Below are 17,945 nucleotides of genomic sequence, written 5' to 3'. Positions count from 1 at the left end.
GCGTCGGCTTAGCGGCCCTTGGCGACTTCTTCCGGACGCAGCTTGGCGGCCAGCTTGTCGAGCACGCCGTTGACGTATTTGTGGCCGTCGATACCGCCGAAGGACTTGGTCAGCTCGACCGCTTCGTTGATGACGACGCGGTAAGGGATTTCCATGTTGTTCTTCAACTCGAAGGCGCCGATCAGCAGCACCGCGTGTTCGATCGGCGACAGCTCGTGGATGCCACGGTCGACCAGCGGCGCGAAGGTCTCGCGCAGGGCCACGGAATCCTTGATAGTACCGTACAGCAACACCGTGAAGTGGTCGCTGTCGGCCTTGTCGAAACCGTGGGCGGCGCGGATGTTGTTGACGACCTTGGTGGCGTCCTCATTGTTGAGCAGCCACTGGTACAAACCCTGCAACGCAAACTCCCGCGCGCGGTGGCGCGGCGTACGGTTCTTGCTAGGGTTGGCGTGCAAAGTTTTCTCTATCATGGTTTCTTACCTGTTCTTCTCAATTCGTTCTACAAAATCCGGCGCGCGGCCGCCGGGCTGGCCGGGGCCGCGCCCCGTTCTTACTCTTCGTCGCCGGCGTCCGGGTTCAACTCTTCCAGCGCGATGGCCAGGTTGGCCATCTCGACGGCCACGCGGGCCGCCTCGGCGCCCTTGACGGCCATGCGCACTTCGGCCTGCTCGTCGTTCTCGGTGGTCAGCACGGCGTTGGCGATGGGAATGCCGAAGTCCAGGCCGATGCGGGTGATGCCGGCGCCCGACTCGTTCGAGACCAGCTCGAAGTGGTAGGTCTCGCCGCGAATGACGGCGCCGAGCGCGATCAGCGCGTCGAACTGCTGCGATTCGGCCATCTTTTGCAGAATCAGCGGAATTTCCAGCGCGCCAGGCACGGACACGTGCAGCACGTCCTCGTCGGCCACGCCCAGCTTCTTCAGCTCGGCCAGGCAGGCGTTGCGCAGGCCGTCGCAGACGACTTCGTTGAAACGGGCTTGGACGATGCCGACGCGCAAACCTTCGCCGGAGAAATTGCTTTCGTAGCTGCCTACAGTCATGGGGTACCTCTTCTCAATGTTGGGTCAATCAATCAATTATTCGGGTTTGGCCAGATAGCCGGTCACTTCCAGGTCGAAGCCGGTCATCGACGGCATCTTGCGCGGGCTGGCCAGCAACTGCATCTTGCTCACGCCCAGGGCGCGCAGGATTTGCGCGCCGATGCCGTAGCTGCGCAGGTCCATGCTGGCGGCGCGGCCCTTCGGCTTGCTTTCCGGCGCGTCCAGCGCGGCGAACTGGGCGAACAGCTGGTCGGCCGTCTCCTCGCAGTTGAGCAGCACCATCACGCCGCACTCGGCCGCCTTGATGGCCGCCAGCGACGAGGAGATGTTCCACGAGTGGGTGGTCGCCTCGGATTCGAGCAGGTCGAGGATGGAGACCGGCTGGTGCACGCGCACCAGCGCCTCCTTGCCGCGCTCGAGCTCGCCGTGCACCAGGGCCAGGTGGGCCGAGCCGCTCGGCTTGTCGCGGAAGGCGACCAGGCGGAAGCTGCCCTGCGCCGTGTGCACCGGGCGCTCGGCGATGCGCTCGACCAGGCACTCGTTCTGGCTGCGGTAGTGGATCAGGTCGGCGATGGTGCCGATCTTCAGGCCGTGCTCCTTGGCGAACTCGAGCAGGTCGGGCAGGCGCGCCATGGTGCCGTCGTCCTTGAGGATCTCGCAGATCACCGAGGCCGGCGTCAGGCCGGCCATGGTGGTCAGGTCGCAACCGGCCTCGGTATGGCCGGCGCGCATCAGCACGCCGCCCTTTTGCGCCTTCAGCGGGAAGATGTGGCCGGGCTGGACGATGTCGGCCGGCGTGGTGTCCTTGGCCACCGCCACCTGGATGGTCTTGGCGCGGTCGGCGGCGGAAATGCCGGTGGTCACGCCCTCGGCCGCCTCGATCGACACGGTGAAGTTGGTGCCGAAGGCGGTGCCGTTGCGGGCCGACATCATCGACAGGTTCAGCTGGTCGCAGCGCTCCTCGGTCAAGGTCAGGCAGACCAGGCCGCGGGCGTGCTTGACCATGAAGTTGATCGCCTCGGGGGTGACGAAGTCGGCCGCGAGTACCAGATCACCTTCGTTTTCCCGGTCTTCCTCGTCGACCAGGATGACCATGCGCCCGGCGCGCAGTTCGGCAACGATTTCTTCGGTGCTGGAAATAGACATTTTTTAATCCTTTGAACGAAGCAGAAACTTACCCTAACCTGCTATTTTAAAGGATTTAGCGCGCGGCAACCGCAATTAAGGGTTTTTGGCGCCATTCGGCCGGCAAACATGGTCAACTGTTCAGAGGGGCCGCGTAACAATCGCGGCAAGCGGGGACGGCAAGGGAATGCGGCGGGAATGGCCGGCGGGTGCCGGCACCGCGATCACGGCGCCGGCGGCGGCCCCGGCGGACCGCCCGCTCACCCGCCATGACAACTATTGCTGCGCCAGCATGGCGTGCATGAAGGCCGTGCGGCCGTCGTTCACGTCGGCCACGTTGGCCGGCACCACCAGCCACAGCTCGCCTTTGACCTCGCCATCGTCGCGCCGGTCTAGCTTCATTTTCAGTTGCCGGTTCAGCGCCACGTAGGAATTCTTCCCGGTGCTGACGATTTCCATCTTCTTGCCCGAGTCCAGTCTCGCGTACATCCTGGTCCAGTGCATGGTCAAGGTCAGCGTTTGGCCGTTCGACAGATTGTACGCGCCGATGTAGGTGTCGAAATCCGCCGACAAGCCACGGTGCAGCGCCGCCGGCACCGAAATCACCGGCCCCTGCGCCATCGGCGCCGACTCCTGCGCCACGGCGGCCAAAGAGATGGCGCCCACGATCATTCCTAGCAATATTCTGCTCATGATAATCCTCCATGATTGCATTGCGTGTATACCCTGTGGCGCCATTGCTTGTGAATAGCACCTCAGTACAATATAGGTCGGATTTTCCTGAGCGATAGAGCGAAATTGCGCCGGCGCACGAATCGCCGGCGGCCGCTTTCAGCCGGACTCAGGCGCCGGCCTTGGCGACCGACAACATGCGCTCGACGTAGCGGGCGATCAGGTCGATCTCCAGGTTCACTTTGCCGCCCACGCGCAGGTGCTTGAGGGTGGTCATGGCGATGGTGTGCGGGATCAGGTTGATCGAGAACTGGCAGACCAGCGCGCTGCCGCTGCCGATGTCGCTCACCCGGTTGACCGTCAGCGACACGCCGTTGACCACGATCGATCCCTTGAAGGCCAGGTACTTGGCCAGCTCGTGCGGCGCCTCGACCACCAGCTCCCAGGACTCGCCGACCGCCTCGAACTTGCGCACCACGCCGAGGCCGTCGACATGGCCCGACACCAGGTGGCCGCCCAGGCGCTCGGCCAGGGTCAGCGCCTTTTCCAGGTTGACCTCGGTGGTGGTGTCCAGGCCGACGGTGCAGTTCAAACTCTCGCGCGAAACGTCGACCACGAAGCCGCTGGCCGACTTCTCGACCACCGTCATGCAGGCGCCGTTGATGGCGATCGAGTCGCCCAGCGCGACGTCGGCCAGCGGCAGGCCGCCGGCGTGGATGCTCAGACGCACGCCCGCCTCCAGGCCGCCGGCCAGGGGTTGGACCGATTCAATTTTGCCGATGGCGGCGACGATTCCAGTAAACATGCGATACCAATCTTAAAGTGGGTTGAATCTGGCAAGGATACGCAAATCGTCGCCGATCTGCCGCACCTCGTGGAATTTCAGGCGGCGCTGCTGCGCCAGCGACGTCAAGGCCGGCAGCGCGAACATGCCCTGCGCCTCGCCCAGCAGGGTCGGCGCCACATACAGCAACAGCTCGTCGACGCAGCCCTCGCGGATCAGCGAACCGTTCAGCTTGGCGCCGGCCTCGACGTGCAGCTCGTTGATCTGGCGCCGGCCCAGCTCGCGCATCAGCTCGGCCAGGTCGACCTTGCCGGCGGCGTTGGGCAGCATGATAATTTCGGCGCCGGCGGCGCGCAAGGCGGCCTCCTTGGCGGCGTCGGGCACGGCGGCGGCGATCCAGGTGCCGCCGCCGGCCAGCACACGGGCCGCCGGGGCGATGTCGAGCCGGCTGTCGACGACGATGCGGCGCGGCTGGCGCGGCGTGTCGACGGCGCGCACGTTCAGTTGCGGATCGTCGGCCTTGACGGTGCCGATGCCGCTCAGGATGGCGCAGGCGCGGGCGCGCCAGGCGTGGCCGTCGGCGCGCGCCTCGGGCCCGGTGATCCATTGGCTCTGGCCGTTGTGCAGGGCGGTCATGCCGTCCAGGCTGGCGGCGCTCTTCATGCGCACCCACGGCAGGCCGCGGCGCATGCGCGAGAAGAAGCCGATGTTGAGCTCGTAGGCGGCGTCGGCCAGCAGGCCGCTCGACACGGCGATGCCGGCCGCCGCCAGCTTGGCCATGCCCTGCCCGGCCACCAGCGGATTGGGGTCCTCCATCGCCGCCACCACTCGGCCCAGGCCGGCGCGCACCAGCGCGTCCGAGCAGGGCGGCGTGCGGCCGAAATGGTTGCACGGTTCCAGGGTCACGTAGGCGGTGGCGCCGCGCACGTCGTGGCCGCGCGCGGCGGCGTCCTTCAGCGCCTGGATCTCGGCGTGGTCGTGGCCGGCGGCCTGGGTCACGCCGGCGCCGACGACGTGGCCGTCCTTGACGATCACGCAACCGATGTGCGGATTGGGCGAGGTGGTGTACAGCCCTTTGGCGGCCCATTGCAGGGCCAGCGTCATGCCTTCGAGATCGGTGCGTATGTCCACGGTGTGCTGTCGGGTGCCTGTCTGGTGTTGGTCGGGCCGGCGGCGCGCGCTGGCGCGCTGTCCGGCACGACATTATAGGCAAAAGCGACGCCGCCGGGGCGGCGCGGCTGGCGCCGCCTACTCCGGCGCGCTGGAACAGCCGGCCGGGCGCAGTTGCGGATCGCACATCCGCACCCGGCCCAGCATGTTGATCTTCAGGTTGCGCACCTGCTTGCCCTGCACCAAGGACAGCGTGCCCCAGCGCGCCGCCAGGCTGTTGCCCGCCGCGCAGCTGCGGCCGGCGCCGTTGTAGGCCAGGTAGGGCGGCGCGGCGCCGGCCGAGAACGCGCCGGCGATGCGGATGCCGTCGGCCACCGGGCCCTGCTGGAAGAGCCGCTCGTCGCCGGCGTTGGGGCGGCGGTCGCCGTTGCGGTCGACGAACACCACCCAGCCCAGGCGCCAGTCGGCGCCGCCCGGCTCCAGCGGCGCCAGCAGCACGCGGCCGCCGCGCGCGATCGCCTGCGAGCGGGCCAGGTCGATGGCGCCGTGCAGATCGTTGACGGCGGCGCGCAGTTGCTGGCGGGCGATCAGTTGCTGGTAGGCCGGCGCCGCCGCGCCCGCCAGGATGGCGAGCAGCGCCAGCGCGAACAACAACTCGACCAGGGTGGTGCCGCAGGGCGCGGCGCGGCGGCGGCTCATGGCCAGCAGCGCGGCGCGGCGCCGGTGGCAAGGCGCTGGCCGTTGCTGGTCAGGATCAGTTGGCCGCAGTCCTCGTCCTTGAACACCTGGTCGACCTTGGCGGTGCCGGGCATGGCGATCAACTGCACGCACTGTTCGATGAGCTCGCCGTCGCAGGCCTTGCCCTCGATCTCGTAGGCGCTGCGGGCGGCGCTGCCACCGCTCCACCATTTGAACAGTTTCGCCTGCGCGTCGCTGGCGCCGGACGAGAACGCGATGTAGCGGTTGTGCTGCGAATAGAAGCGTTCCTGCTGCTGCATCAGTTGCAGCAGCGCGGCCTGTGCCTCGGTGCGCTTGGTCCGCACGACGAAGCGGTGCAGGCTGGGCGCCGCCTGTGCCGCCAGCGCACACAGGATGACCAGCACCACCAACATTTCGATCAGGGTGAAACCGCGACGCTCGGTCATGGCGGGCTCCTTCTCCGCGTTGCTGCATTGCTGTATTGCTGCATTGCTGCATTGCTGCATTGCTGCATTGCTGCATTGCTGCATTGCTGTATTGCTGCATTGCTGCATTGCTGCATTGCTGCATTGCTGCATTGCTGCATTGCTGCATTGCTGCATTGCTGCATTGCTAAATTGTTGCGCTGCCGCGCTGCTGCGCTGCTGGGTAGCTAAATTGTTGCTCCGCTGCGTAGTCGCGTTGTTGTGTTGTGGCTTGCGCAGGTGACGCGCTCACGGCCGCGCCGCCTCGTGCAACTCGCGCCAGTTGGCCACCTCGCGCCAGCTCAGGCGGCCGGCCGGCATGGTCAGCCCGACGCTGCCGGCCTGGGCCAGCGGCGCGGCCTGCTCGGCGCGAAAGCGGACGATGGCGACGGTCTTGCGCTGCGCGAGTTGGCCGCTGGCGGCGCGCGCGCCATTGACCACGGCGGTCTGCCGCAGCAGCGGCGCGCTGGGCGCGTAGTCGGCTTGCAGCCGGCCGGTGGCCGCGGCCACGCCGTCGAGCACGTCGAGCGCGTAGCTGCGCGACAGCGCGGCGGCGCAGGGGTCGCGCGCCGGCAGCAGCGTGTCGAAGAACAATTGGCCGCCGGCCAGCACGGCGCCTTGCAGGCTGCGCTCGCCCGTGTCGGCCGAGCGGGGGAAGTCGATGTACCAACCCTTGCTGCCCGGCGCCAGCGGCGCGCCGGCGAAGGCATAGTCGCCGCCGGCGCCGCTGCCGCCACCCAATGCGCCGCCGCCGGCGAGCGCGACGGCGACGCGCTCGGTCAATTCGCGGCGGCCGGCCACCAGCTCGGCCGGCTGCGCCAGGTTGTCGACGATGGCGTACCAGGACTGCTGGGCGTAACGCGACGGCAGCCGGTCGGCCTGCTCGATCAGCCGGCCGGTGCCGAACAGCACCAGGTAGCCGCCGCCGTTGGCGAACGCCAGCCGGGGCTGCTGGCTGATCGGCTGGCGCTCGCCGCCGGCGGCGCGCGCGACGAACAACGGCGTGCGGCCGGCGCCGGGGCCGACCGCGCCGCTCCACGGCGCGCCGGCCGAGAAGTCGAAGCGCCACAGATTGCCCTGCAGGTCTCCGGCGTAGGCGTAGCGCAGCACGCCGTCGGCGTCGGCCGCCAGCGCCGGCGGCCCCAGCGCGTTGGCCAGCGCGGGGTCGGCGATCGGCGTGCTGAGCCGGTAGTAGTTGACGTTGCGCCGCCACGGCGTGCCGCGCGGCTTGTCCAGCGCCAGCAGGAACAAGGCGCCCTCGCCCGCCGCCGTGCGGTGGCCGTCGTCGACATAGTTGTTCAGGCCGCTGGCGACCACGGCGAAGTGGCGCAACTCGGCCACGCCCGACACCGTGCGCACGCGCAGCCTGGCGATCTGCGGCACACCGACCACGTTGCCCATCGCCGGGTCGTCGGCGTCGCCGAACTCCCACAACAACGTGTCCGGCCCCAGCCGTTCGGGGTCGCTGACGTCGAGCGCGAACACGCCTTGGCCGCCGCCGCCCAGGCCGGACACCAGCACGCTCTTCCACTGCCCGTCCAGCAGCGCCTCGCCGGCGCCGGCCGGCCCGTCGACGTAGGCGCGGTGCACATAGCGCGGACTGCTCAGCTGGCCCAGCGCGGCGAACACGGCCTGCGGCACGTAGGCGTACAGCTCGACGCCGTCGGCCGCGTCGAAGGCGTGCAGCATGCCGTCGTTGGCGCCGAGGTAGAGCACGCCACGGCGCGCCAGGCTGCGCCGGTGGAACGCCTCGTAGCCGGCGCCGCGCCCGCCGGCCGACGCCGCGCCGACATACACCGGCGTGGCGTGCACCGAATCGCCCAGCACACTGTCGCGCCGCCGGAAGGGGCCGCCCTCCAGCGTGCGGTCGCCGCGCAGGAAGGCCAGGCGTTGCTCGCCGAGGCCGTCGCTGCGGCGCGTGGCGGCGGTGGCCGCCGCCACGGCCGGCGCGGCGCCAAGGGCGGCGCTCGCCAACGTCGTTTGGCTCTGCGACGTTCCTTGGTTCCACGGCGTCCCTTGGCTCTGCGACGGCGCCAGGTTCAACGCCGCGCGCTGGCCGGCAGACAAGTCCGCCCACTCGAAGGGAACGGAATCGAGGGTGCCGTCCGCTCGCGCAACGGCGCTGTGGATGTTGCGCCGCGCCGGTTCCGGCCGTGCCGGCTGGCCCGGCGCGCCGCTGAGGATCTCGCCCGCATCCCACTTCGGCGGCCCGGCCGCCGCGCCGCCGGCGTCGAGCGTCAAGCCGTAGCGCAACACGTGCCCGCTCCAGTCGGTCGGCTGGAAATCGGCCTGGAAGATGTCGCCGCCGGCCGACGGCGGCGCCACCGCCGCGCCGTGCAACAGCGCTGGCGCGGCGGCGCCGGCGAGCACGCAGCCGGCCGTCAACGGCTCGGCGGCAATCGCCAGCAATGGCGGCGCGGCCAAGCCACGGGTCGGCGCCAACGCCAGCCACAGCAACGCCGCCAATGATATGTACGCCACCATGTCCGCTCCTCAGTCCGGTTTGCGATACACGCTTTGCAGCACCACCTCGGTGCCCGGCCGCGCGCCGAAGCCGATCGCCGTCACGCGGTAGACATAGGCCGGCGCCGCCCCCACCTCCTCGCCCGGCCGGTGGTAGGGCATGCGCTCGATCACATAGCGCGGCCGCTTGAACGGCAGCGCGCCCTCGCCGGTGCGCATGTTGGCGCCGGTGAAGGTTCCGTACTCGACCGAGCGCGCGCCGGCCGCCTCGCCGGCCAGGTCGACACGCTGCCAAGCCGGCGCCGCCGGGTCTTCGGCCCGGCCGCACAGGCCCAGGTTGTCGATCCGCCCGTCGCCGCAGCCGTCGTCGAAGCCGAGCGCGCTGCCGGCCAGGAACAACACGCTGCGCGCCGCGAACAGGCCACCTTCGATATCTCGCTCCGCATCCATCAAGCCCTCCTCCGCCGCCTCAAATGCGATCTGCCGATCGCGATCCCCGCGCGCCGCCTTCTCCCCCTGCAAGGCCAGCCGCGCCGCCGACGCGCCCACCAACACCACCGCGATCAGCATCAGCACCGTGACCAGCAAGGCCACGCCGCGTTGCCGCCAAGGCGCCGGCCGCGCGCCGCGCCGCCGCGCCGCCACCGGCCTACACGGCAAACCCGGCAAACGCCGCCGCATGCTAGCCGCTCCCGTTGCGCAGCAACAGCGTGGCGGCGAACTGCTGGCGCGCCCGCTGGCGCAGCGTCGGCGCTAGGTCCGCCTCGTTCACGCGCACGCCGCTGTCGCCGCCGTGGGCGTCGCTGTAGTCGCGGCCGAACAGGTCGTAGCTGGCCGGCGGCGCCTCCGGCCGCGAGCCCACCTCGCCGTGCAACAGCAAAGCGATCTTGATGCTGCGCACCCGCTTCCACCAGGTCTTGCGCAGCCGCTCGCGCGCCCGCTCGGCGGCGTTGGCGCCGACCAGCGCCAGCGCGTCGTCGGCCGCCTCGAGCGCCGTCGCGTTGACGTAGACATTCGGCGTGCCGTCGGCCGGCGTGTCGCTGTCGATGCCGTACAGCACCTGGAACGAGTCGACGCCGCGCACGATGGCGTCGGCGCCCCAGCCGTTGGCGCCGCGGTATTTGCAGCGCAGCTCGGCCTCGCCGTCGCTGCCGACGGCGACATAGAAGATGCTCCAACCGCGCCCTGCCGGCGAGGCCGGCGCGGCGACGCCGAAGCCGGCGCAGTTGAGCACCGAGCCGTCGCCGTTGCCGCCCGCGCCGGAGCCGCTGTAGCGCAGCGCCAGCACGTCGCTGCCGTTGACGGCGCCGGGCAGCGGCGCCTCGATGCCCTCGGCGCCCCGGCTCAGCGCGCGCGCGTCCAGACCGGCCACGCCGGCCTCGAGCTCAGCGACCAATGCCACCGGCGCCGTCGCGCCGTCCCAGTTCACGTAGCCGGCCTGACGCACCGCCTGGCCGACGATGTCGAGCGCGTAGCGGCCGCCGTCCTGCAGGCGCATGCTCTCGCCGTGGTTCAGGTAGTTGCCGTTGGCGCCCACCAGCAGGACGCTGGCCACCAACACCACGACCATGCCGATCGCCAAGGACACCATGATCTCCACCAGCGTCAGCCCGCGCTGGCGCCACGGCAGCGGCGATGGCCATGGCGCGCTCACGGCGCCGCCCCCACGGTCAACGCCACACCAGGCGCGAACTGGCCGTCCTCGTCGCGCAGCGCGCTGCCGTCGGGGTTCTTGTGCTGCCAGCCGATCTTGATCACCAGCGGCGCGTCGGCGCCGCCGTCGCACTGCCAGCGCAGCCGGCCGCCCTGCCAGACGGCGCGGTCGCGGCAGACCACGGCGCGCCCGCCCGGCAAGCCCTGGCGCACCAGCGACTTCAACTGGTAAAGGTCGAACCAGGCCAGCTCGGCGCTGTCGCAGCGCGCGCCGGCGCCGAAGCACAGCGCCGCCGGCGGCGCCGGGTTCGGCTCGGCCAGCGCGTCGTAACGCAAGGAAAGGTAGGGGTTGGCGCCGTCGGCCAGGCGCATCTGCGCGGGATTGGCGCGCATCTGCTCGGCCAGGCCGCTGGCCAGTTGCATCGCCCGCGACAACAAGGCCGACTGGTGGCGCGTGCGCAGCGCCGTCAATTGCATGGCGGCGCCACCGAGCACGCCGAGCGCCAGCAACATGATGGCGAGCAGTACTTCGAGCATGGCGAAACCGGCGGCACGGGAGCGCATCGCACACCTCCACATCTCAGCAGGGAATGAGAACGACCTTAACAGTGTGCGACGGTGGGGGTATGCGGTGCGTCAAGCGCGCGCGGCGCGCCGACGGGATGGCGGGGAAATGTGAGGCCTCGGCTGCGGCCGAGCTCGCCTCAGGGCTTGCGCGGCTTGCGCTCCTGGCCCACTTCGGCGATGGCGTCCTGGAACTCGGCCAGATCCTCGAAATTCTTGTAGACGGAGGCGAAGCGGATGTAGGCGACGTTGTCGAGACGCTTGAGCTCCTGCATCACCAGCTCGCCGATGTAGCCGGAATCGACCTCGCGCTTGCCGCTGGTGAGCAACTTCTCTTCGATCGACTGGATCGCGGTGTCGACGGAGGCGGCCGCAACGGGACGCTTGCGCAAGGCCAGCATCAGACTGCCGCGCAACTTAGCCGCAGCGTACTCGGTACGGCTGCCGTTCTTTTTGACCACGAACGGCATCACAAGTTCGATCCGCTCGTAGGTGGTAAATCGTTTATCGCATTTGCCGCAACGCCGGCGCCGGCGGATGGCGTCGCCCTCCTCCGATACGCGGGTATCGAGGACCTGGGTTTCCTCATGCTGACAAAACGGACATTTCATCTTGGCGGGCTACTACGTGCATTGAACATCTGAAACAGGCGCCGGCCGAGGCCGGCGCCCTACTACCGGACGGCGCAGCTTAGGCGGCGTAGACCGGGTACTTGTCGGCCAGCACCTTGACGGCCGCTTTGACGCGTTCGATGGTGGCGGCGTCGTGCGGGTTGTCCAGCACGTCGGCGATCAGGTTGCCCACCTCTTCGGCTTCGGCTTCCTTGAAACCGCGCGTCGTCATCGCCGGGCTGCCCAGGCGGATGCCCGAGGTGACGAAGGGTTTCTGCGGGTCGTTCGGGATGCCGTTCTTGTTGGTGGTGATGTGGGCCGAACCGAGGATCGCCTCGGCTTCCTTGCCGGTCAGGTTCTTGGCGCGCAGATCGACCAGCATCACGTGCGACTCGGTGCCGCCGGAAACGATGCGCAGGCCGCGCTTGATCAGGGTCTTGGCCAGCACGTCGGCGTTGATCACCACTTGTTGCTGGTAGGCCTTGAATTCAGGCTGCAGCGCCTCCTTGAAGGCGACCGCCTTGCCGGCGATCACGTGCATCAGCGGACCGCCCTGGATGCCGGGGAAGATCGCCGAGTTGATGATCTTCTCGTGCTCGGCCTTCATCAGGATGATGCCGCCGCGCGGGCCGCGCAGCGACTTGTGCGTGGTCGAGGTGACGAAGTCGGCGTGCGGCACCGGGTTCGGGTACAGGCCGGCGGCGATCAGGCCGGCGTAGTGGGCCATGTCGACCATGAAGTAGGCGCCGACCGCCTTGGCCACGGCGGCGAAGCGCTCGAAGTCGATCTTTTTCGAGAACGCCGAGGCGCCGGCGATGATCAGCTTGGGCTTGTGTTCCTTGGCCAGCGCTTCCATGGCGACGTAGTCGATGTCTTCCGCCTCGGTCAGACCGTAGGAGACGACGTTGAACCACTTGCCGGACATGTTCAGCGGCATGCCGTGGGTCAGGTGGCCGCCTTCGGCCAGCGACATGCCCATGATGGTGTCGCCCGGCTTGAGCACGGCGAAGAACACGCCCTGGTTGGCCTGCGAGCCCGAGTTCGGCTGCACGTTGGCCGCCTCGGCGCCGAACAGTTGCTTGACACGGTCGATCGCCAGTTGCTCGACGACGTCGACGTACTCGCAGCCGCCGTAGTAGCGCTTGCCCGGGTAGCCTTCGGCGTACTTGTTGGTCAGCTGCGAACCCTGCGCTTCCATCACGGCCGGCGAGGTGTAGTTCTCCGACGCGATCAGCTCGATGTGGTCGTGCTGGCGGGTGTTTTCCTTCTGGATGGCGCCGAACAATTCCGGGTCGACATTGGCGAGGGTGTGATCTTTTGCGAACATGAAAAAACTCCAATCGATATGAGTACAACTTGTTGCTGGCAGGTTGGATCGAATGAGGGAAGCCGATAGCGGAAAGGCAGCCTCTTCGTGCAATTCCATCGGTGGCTGCCCAGGCGAACGGCTATTGAAATCTCACGTTCCCCGGTGGATGCCCACCTTTCGCCAGGTGCCGGCTCCCGCACCAAAATGGGGAGCCACCTAGCTTTTCGCCAGTTACGTGAGACGTAATGGAAGCCAAATTGTAAGGTAAGTGCTTGTTTTGAGCAAGGAAACTGCCGGCCGTTTCCCTGTGGCACCACCCCATCGCCGTGCACCGGCGCGGCGTCTTGAATATCCGCCGCTGCCGTGCCGTGTTCCGGCGGGGCATCCTTATTCAAATCGCCCCGCCGCCTTTCCTCTTCGAAGTTTCTTCCCGGCGCAATGGCGCCGCGCGAAATATTACTATTTATTCATTCAAAATACACAAATTGCATCAGATCAATAAATTTCCACATGGAAATTTTGTTTCATGCTAAGCTGCCAATTTTAGTGAAATATACATATTGCATCGTCGCCCAGCCGGCGCGCCGGACGAGCGGGCGGGATAGCGCCATGTTATGCAAAAAGAATAGAAAAATTAACAAAAACACATGGCAAATATTCCTACCGTGAACTCCGCACGAGACCATCCAATTAAGAGGGGAGTAAATATTCGCAGCCAACTAGTTTCATCAACCCGCCTCACCAGGCATTTAAAAAGGAACGATCTATGATCCAAACTTTATTCTCCCGCTCAGTACTGGCGCTGGCCTTGCTTTCAGGCGCCGGCGTGGCCAGCGCGGCTACCGCCCCGCAAACCTCCTACCACGTCGAAATCAACACGGCGGGCTTCGCCGGCCAGGGCTGGCTGGATTTCAGCTTCATCCCGGGCCACTCGCCGGCGACCGGCGCCAACGCCACCGTCAGCCATTTCAGCGGCCTGTTCGGCAACGACGCCGAAACCAGCGGCATGGTCAGCGGCAGCCTGGCCCAGGGCATCAACTTCGGCAACACAGCCCCCTACAACGACTACCTGCGCGCCATCACCCTGGGTGGCAAGTTCGGCTTCGACGTCCAGTTCAGCGGCGACTTCCTGACCATGCGCGGCATCAGCGGCACGCAATTCAGCACCAGCCTGCTCGGCCTGGACTACGCCAACCTGGGCAACCCGCGCGGCCCCCTGGTGACGGTCGACCTCAACCCGCTGCAGCCGCACGGCCCGGCCACCGTCCACACCGGCGTGTTCGATCCGCATCTGGCGACCATCTCGCCGGTGCCGGAGCCGTCCAGCTGGCTCATGTTGCTGGCCGGCGCGGGCTTCATCGGCCTGCGCCGCATTGCGCGCAAAACCAGCAAACCGTTGGCTTGATCCGCGTCCGGTCCGGCGCCACTGAGGTGTCATCTTTTTAAATTTCACCCGCAAAGGAGGTGTCATGGCACCTCCATTTCCATGCCACGTCGGGCCGCGCCGCCCACGACGTCCCACTCAAGGAAAACACTTATGCCGTGTCTTAACCATATGGCCAGCCAACCGGCGCGCCGCCGCGCGCCCGCCACAACGCCTCAACGCATTTCCGCCGCCGTCGTCTTGCTGGCACTCGCGTCACTGCACGGCATTGCGTCAGCCGCGCCAGAGATCACGACCGACATGGTCGCTCTCGGCGCGACCGGCCACTACACTTCGAACCCGACGATCAGTGGCGACGGCCGCTACATCGCCTATCAGGATGTGCAACAAAGCGTACGGGTCGACGTGCATGTCTATGACCGGCTAACGGGCGACAAGCAACTGGCCAATCTGACGCCAACGGGAAGTCCCTCTAAATATGGCACCAATTCCTGGGGGCCACTCATCAGCAACAACGGCCACTCCATCCTATTTATGTCGTCCTCGGTCGACATGGGCGCGCCTAGTGGCGGCAACGGCATGTTCGTGTATGACCGTGTAAACAAATCCACCGAAACCATCATCACCGATGGCGGGGCGCATCGCTTTGACCGTTGGCGCCCAGCCATCAGTTCGGATGGACGCTTTGTCGCCTACCGATCCACGGTCAGCTACGGAAGCGCCGACTCGACCATCTATGTGCGCGACATGCTCAACAAGACTACCCAGGCAACCCGCGCCGTGGCGCCTTTTCCCGGCCTATTGGACAGCAAACTCCTGATCAGCGACGACGGGCGTTACGTCGCCTATACCAGCAAGGCAACCCAAAATGGCCCCAAGGATCTGATGGTCCACGACCGACTTAACAGCACCACGGAACAGGTCAACATCAACAACTCCGGCGAGCGGGAAGCCATGCCCGAGGGTACGCTCAATTTTTCGATGAACGCGGACGCCAGTGTCTTCGCGTTCGCCAGTCGATCCAGCAACCTGGCGCCCAACGACAAAGGAGTCAACGCCGACGTCTTCATCCGTGATCGCAAGGCGGGCACCACCGAGCGGATCAGCTACGGCTCCAGCAATGGATCCGGCATCGCCAATGACTCCGGCGTGACCGGGGCGAGCATCAGCGCCGACGGGCGTTTTGTCGCCTTCTTCGGCTATGGCACGCCCGGCGGCGCCTTGGGTTTGTATCGATACGACAGGGCGACGAAAAGCGCGCAACGCGCCCCCATGAAGAACCTGGCGATGGGATTCATTCGCAACCCCCTCATTAGTGCCAACGGCCGCTATGTGGTCTTCGACTATTCGAACCCAGACACGGCCTCCGTCACCTACCTGGCCACCACCGACTTCGGCGCCGTCTCCGGCCTGACCCTGTCGAGCAAGAAGCTGGCGCTGACCGAGGGCGGCGCCGCCGCCACCTACACCGCCGTGCTCGACCAGGAGCCGAGCGCCGACGTGCAGGTCAGCATAGCGCCGGACTCCCAGCTCAGCGTGGCCCGCCCGCAGCTCACCTTCAGCCCGGCCAACTGGGCCACGCCGCAGATCGTCAGCGTGCAGGCCGTCGCCGACGGCATCGTCGAGGGCCAGCATAGCGGATCGGTGCTGCACACCGTCACCAGCGCCGACCCAGCCTACACGGTGGTGCCGGCCGCCTATGTTGCCGTCACCATCACCGACACCCGCGTGCCCACCATCGACGCGCCGGCCACCTGGGGGCAGCCGGCCCTGCCGGTGCACGGCACCGCCGCGCCCGGCGCCACCGTGCTGCTGTCGGCCGTCAACCTGGCCGGCGGCGGCGTCACCGCCGTCAGCGTGGTGGCCGACGCGCGCGGCGCCTGGAGCTGGACCCTGCCCGGCCTGGCCGAGGGTAAGTACGAGCTGCAGGCCGAGGCCGACGGCGTCAAGAGCCAGGTGCGCCCGGTCGAGCTGGTCTTCGCCAAGCCCGCGCTCGACATCACTGCCAGCGTGACCACCTACAGCTCCGGCCTGAGCTTCAACCGCGCCACCCAGCAGTTCAGCGGCACGTTCACAGTCACCAACGCCACCGGCGCCGCGCTGAAGGGGCCGTTCCAGGTGCAGTTCGACGCCCTGCCGGCCGGCATCACCCTGCTCAACGCCAGCGGCAGCCACGACGGCTCGCCCTACGTCAGCGTCAACGACGCCGGCTTGGCGCCCGGCGCCAGCTTCAGCTTCCCCGTGCTGTACCTCAACCCGGCCAAGCTGGGCCTGCCGTACACCAACAAGATCTATTCCGGCAAGTTCTAAGAAGGCGCATGACATCGCCGCAGACCTTCGACTCGCCATACCAACTTCAGGAGTTCCGCATGCATTTACTCAATATGAACATCGCGCCACGCGCGCACCACGACACCCGCGTCGGCCGCCATGTCCGCGCAACGGCCACCGCCATGCTATTAGCGCTGGGCCTGTCGGCCGGCCAAGTGCAGGCCGCAGCAGAGATCATTACCGATGTCTTCAATCCAATGACATGGGGCCAGCAAATGTCATCGCCGACAATCAGCGGCGATGGTCGCTATATCGCTTATAGGCACTACGATGGCAGTAAAACCAATATCAACTTGTATGACCGCATCGCGGGCACCACCCAACAAATCAACCTTACACCGACGGGGGCTCCTTCGACCGGGGGCACCGAGTCGCCTGTGATCAGCGCCGACGGCCGCTTTATCGTGTACTCGTCGCGCGCGCCAGACATGGGTGTGCCCAAAGGCGGCGGCGCCTATTTCGTCTATGACCGGATAAATAAGACCACGGAAACGGTCGTGACGGGGACTGGGTCACAAATATTCGGACAAACCTACGCCGCCATCAGCTCGGACGGGCACTATGTCGCGTATCGGATCGTCGACGGTAACCTGAACAGCAAATTGTATGTTCGCGACATGGTCAGCAAAACCACGCAGGTCGCGAGCGCCACCACTACATTCATCGTCAACAGCTCCGATCGCATGTTCGTTAGCGACAACGGCCGCTACATCAGCTACCGCGGCAAGGAGAAGAGAGATGACAACCGGTTTGACCTACTACTACATGATCGTGCCACCGGCACAACGGAATTGCTAAACATCAACACCGCTGGCGAGCGCGAAAACATCCCCAACGGCCCGTTATTCCACTCGATGAACAGTGACGGCAGTGTTGTCGCTTTCAGCTCCTTCTCCAAAAACCTGTCGCCGAATGACCTAGCCGCCAACATGGATGTCTTTGTGCGTGACCGCAAGGCCGGCACGACTGAGCGGATCAGCGGGCTGTCCACCAACCCTGTGAACTACGGCAACTCTGGAAACTTCGGCCCCAGCGTGAGCGCCGACGGCCGCTTTGTCTCTTATTTCGGTCAAGGAAAGGCCAGCACCTCGCCGGGCTTGTACCAATTTGATCGCGCCACAAAAATTGGCCGCCGCGCAATATTGCCAAACAACAACAGCGCCATATTGCGCTACCCGATTATCAGCGCCGGCGGCCGCTATGTCGTCTACGACTTTTTCTATGGGAACCGTCCCGACACCTACCTGATCGGCACCACCGACTTCGGCGCCGTCTCCGGCCTGACCCTGTCGAGCAAGACGCTGGCGCTGACCGAGGGCGGCGCCGCCGCCACCTACACCGCCGTGCTCGACCAGGAGCCGAGCGCCGACGTACAGGTCGGCGTGGCGCCCGACGCCCAGCTCAGCGTGGCCCGTCCGCAGCTCACCTTCACCCCGGCCAACTGGGCCACGCCGCAGACCGTCAGCGTGCAGGCCGTGGCCGACGGCGTCGTCGAGGGCCGCCACAGCGGCACCGTTCTGCACACCGTCAACAGCGCCGACCCCGCCTACACCGTGGTGCCGGCCGCCCGCGTCACCGTCGCCATCACCGACACCGTGGTGCCGACCATCGCCGCGCCGGCCACCTGGGCGCAGCCGGACCTGCCGGTGCACGGCACCGCCGCGCCCGGCGCCACCGTGCTGCTGTCGGCCGTCAACCTGGCCGGCGGCGGCGTCACCGCCGTCAGCGTGGTGG

At 67.0% G+C, this 17,945-nt stretch carries 17 protein-coding genes and 1 riboswitch; of the genes, 3 read left to right on the top strand and 14 right to left on the bottom strand.

The annotated features are described in order from the left end of the window. Positions 1-8 precede the first annotated feature (8 nt). The 14 genes from nusB to glyA form a co-directional block, all read right to left on the bottom strand. Positions 9-473: a transcription antitermination factor NusB gene (gene nusB, locus BM252_RS14265; RefSeq protein WP_093388343.1), complete on the bottom strand. Its 465-nt coding sequence runs from the start codon at positions 471-473 to the stop codon at positions 9-11. Positions 474-553: 80 nt separating this feature from the next. Continuing rightward, positions 554-1,042 carry a 6,7-dimethyl-8-ribityllumazine synthase gene (gene ribH, locus BM252_RS14260; protein ID WP_093388342.1) on the bottom strand — a complete coding sequence of 163 codons (489 nt, stop codon included), beginning with the start codon at positions 1,040-1,042 and terminating at the stop codon, positions 554-556. A 36-nt stretch (positions 1,043-1,078) separates the two neighbouring features. Then, entirely contained in the window at positions 1,079-2,188 is a 1,110-nt protein-coding gene (gene ribBA, locus BM252_RS14255) for a bifunctional 3,4-dihydroxy-2-butanone-4-phosphate synthase/GTP cyclohydrolase II (protein WP_093388341.1), read from the bottom strand. 255 nt (positions 2,189-2,443) lie between these two features. Then, positions 2,444-2,860, bottom strand: coding sequence for a hypothetical protein (locus tag BM252_RS31030; protein ID WP_174900531.1), 417 nt, complete (start codon positions 2,858-2,860; stop codon positions 2,444-2,446). A gap of 148 nt (positions 2,861-3,008) precedes the next feature. After that, the gene (locus BM252_RS14245) at positions 3,009-3,644 is read right to left on the bottom strand and encodes a riboflavin synthase (protein ID WP_093388339.1); all 636 of its coding nucleotides are present in this window, start codon (positions 3,642-3,644) and stop codon (positions 3,009-3,011) included. Between the two features lie 12 nt (positions 3,645-3,656). After that, the gene (gene ribD / locus BM252_RS14240) at positions 3,657-4,727 is read right to left on the bottom strand and encodes a bifunctional diaminohydroxyphosphoribosylaminopyrimidine deaminase/5-amino-6-(5-phosphoribosylamino)uracil reductase RibD (protein WP_174900541.1); all 1,071 of its coding nucleotides are present in this window, start codon (positions 4,725-4,727) and stop codon (positions 3,657-3,659) included. A gap of 144 nt (positions 4,728-4,871) precedes the next feature. Next, positions 4,872-5,432, bottom strand: a complete 561-nt coding sequence (locus BM252_RS14235) for a GspH/FimT family protein (protein WP_093388337.1) — start codon at positions 5,430-5,432, stop codon at positions 4,872-4,874. Next, complete coding sequence (locus BM252_RS14230) at positions 5,429-5,878, bottom strand: type IV pilin protein (RefSeq protein WP_093388336.1); 450 nt, start codon at positions 5,876-5,878, stop codon at positions 5,429-5,431. The genes BM252_RS14235 and BM252_RS14230 overlap by 4 nt, the downstream gene beginning before the upstream one ends. Before the next feature lie 267 nt (positions 5,879-6,145). Then, positions 6,146-8,380: a pilus assembly protein gene (locus BM252_RS14220; protein ID WP_093388334.1), complete on the bottom strand. Its 2,235-nt coding sequence runs from the start codon at positions 8,378-8,380 to the stop codon at positions 6,146-6,148. A 9-nt stretch (positions 8,381-8,389) separates the two neighbouring features. Continuing rightward, on the bottom strand, positions 8,390-8,953 hold the full coding sequence (locus BM252_RS14215; RefSeq protein ID WP_342742511.1) for a pilus assembly PilX family protein: 564 nt from the start codon (positions 8,951-8,953) through the stop codon (positions 8,390-8,392). Positions 8,954-9,041: 88 nt separating this feature from the next. Next, a complete protein-coding gene (locus BM252_RS14210) occupies positions 9,042-10,013 on the bottom strand; it encodes a PilW family protein (protein WP_245774255.1) in 972 nt (323 codons plus the stop codon). After that, a complete protein-coding gene (pilV, locus tag BM252_RS14205; protein ID WP_093388332.1) occupies positions 10,010-10,576 on the bottom strand; it encodes a type IV pilus modification protein PilV in 567 nt (188 codons plus the stop codon). The genes BM252_RS14210 and pilV overlap by 4 nt, the downstream gene beginning before the upstream one ends. 140 nt (positions 10,577-10,716) lie before the next feature. Further along, entirely contained in the window at positions 10,717-11,187 is a 471-nt protein-coding gene (nrdR, locus tag BM252_RS14200) for a transcriptional regulator NrdR (RefSeq protein ID WP_093388331.1), read from the bottom strand. A 79-nt stretch (positions 11,188-11,266) separates the two neighbouring features. Beyond that, the gene (glyA, locus tag BM252_RS14195; RefSeq protein WP_093388330.1) at positions 11,267-12,514 is read right to left on the bottom strand and encodes a serine hydroxymethyltransferase; all 1,248 of its coding nucleotides are present in this window, start codon (positions 12,512-12,514) and stop codon (positions 11,267-11,269) included. 100 nt (positions 12,515-12,614) lie between these two features. Further along, positions 12,615-12,741: riboswitch (ZMP/ZTP riboswitch) on the bottom strand. Positions 12,742-13,262: 521 nt separating this feature from the next. Between glyA and BM252_RS14190 the strand changes: the two genes are divergently transcribed. The 3 genes from BM252_RS14190 to BM252_RS30125 form a co-directional block, all read left to right on the top strand. Continuing rightward, positions 13,263-13,901 carry an NF038129 family PEP-CTERM protein gene (locus tag BM252_RS14190; RefSeq protein WP_093388329.1) on the top strand — a complete coding sequence of 213 codons (639 nt, stop codon included), beginning with the start codon at positions 13,263-13,265 and terminating at the stop codon, positions 13,899-13,901. A 279-nt stretch (positions 13,902-14,180) separates the two neighbouring features. After that, positions 14,181-16,190 carry a PD40 domain-containing protein gene (locus BM252_RS14185; protein WP_174900530.1) on the top strand — a complete coding sequence of 670 codons (2,010 nt, stop codon included), beginning with the start codon at positions 14,181-14,183 and terminating at the stop codon, positions 16,188-16,190. Positions 16,191-16,198: 8 nt separating this feature from the next. Further along, a partial coding sequence (locus BM252_RS30125) for a TolB family protein (RefSeq protein ID WP_174900529.1) occupies positions 16,199-17,945 on the top strand: 1,747 nt, incomplete at its 3' end.

It is taken from the genome of Rugamonas rubra, from assembly GCF_900114705.1.
GTDB lineage: Bacteria > Pseudomonadota > Gammaproteobacteria > Burkholderiales > Burkholderiaceae_D > Rugamonas > Rugamonas rubra.
Note: the sequence above shows the minus strand (reverse complement) of the source record. Positions and strands in the feature narration are given on the sequence as shown.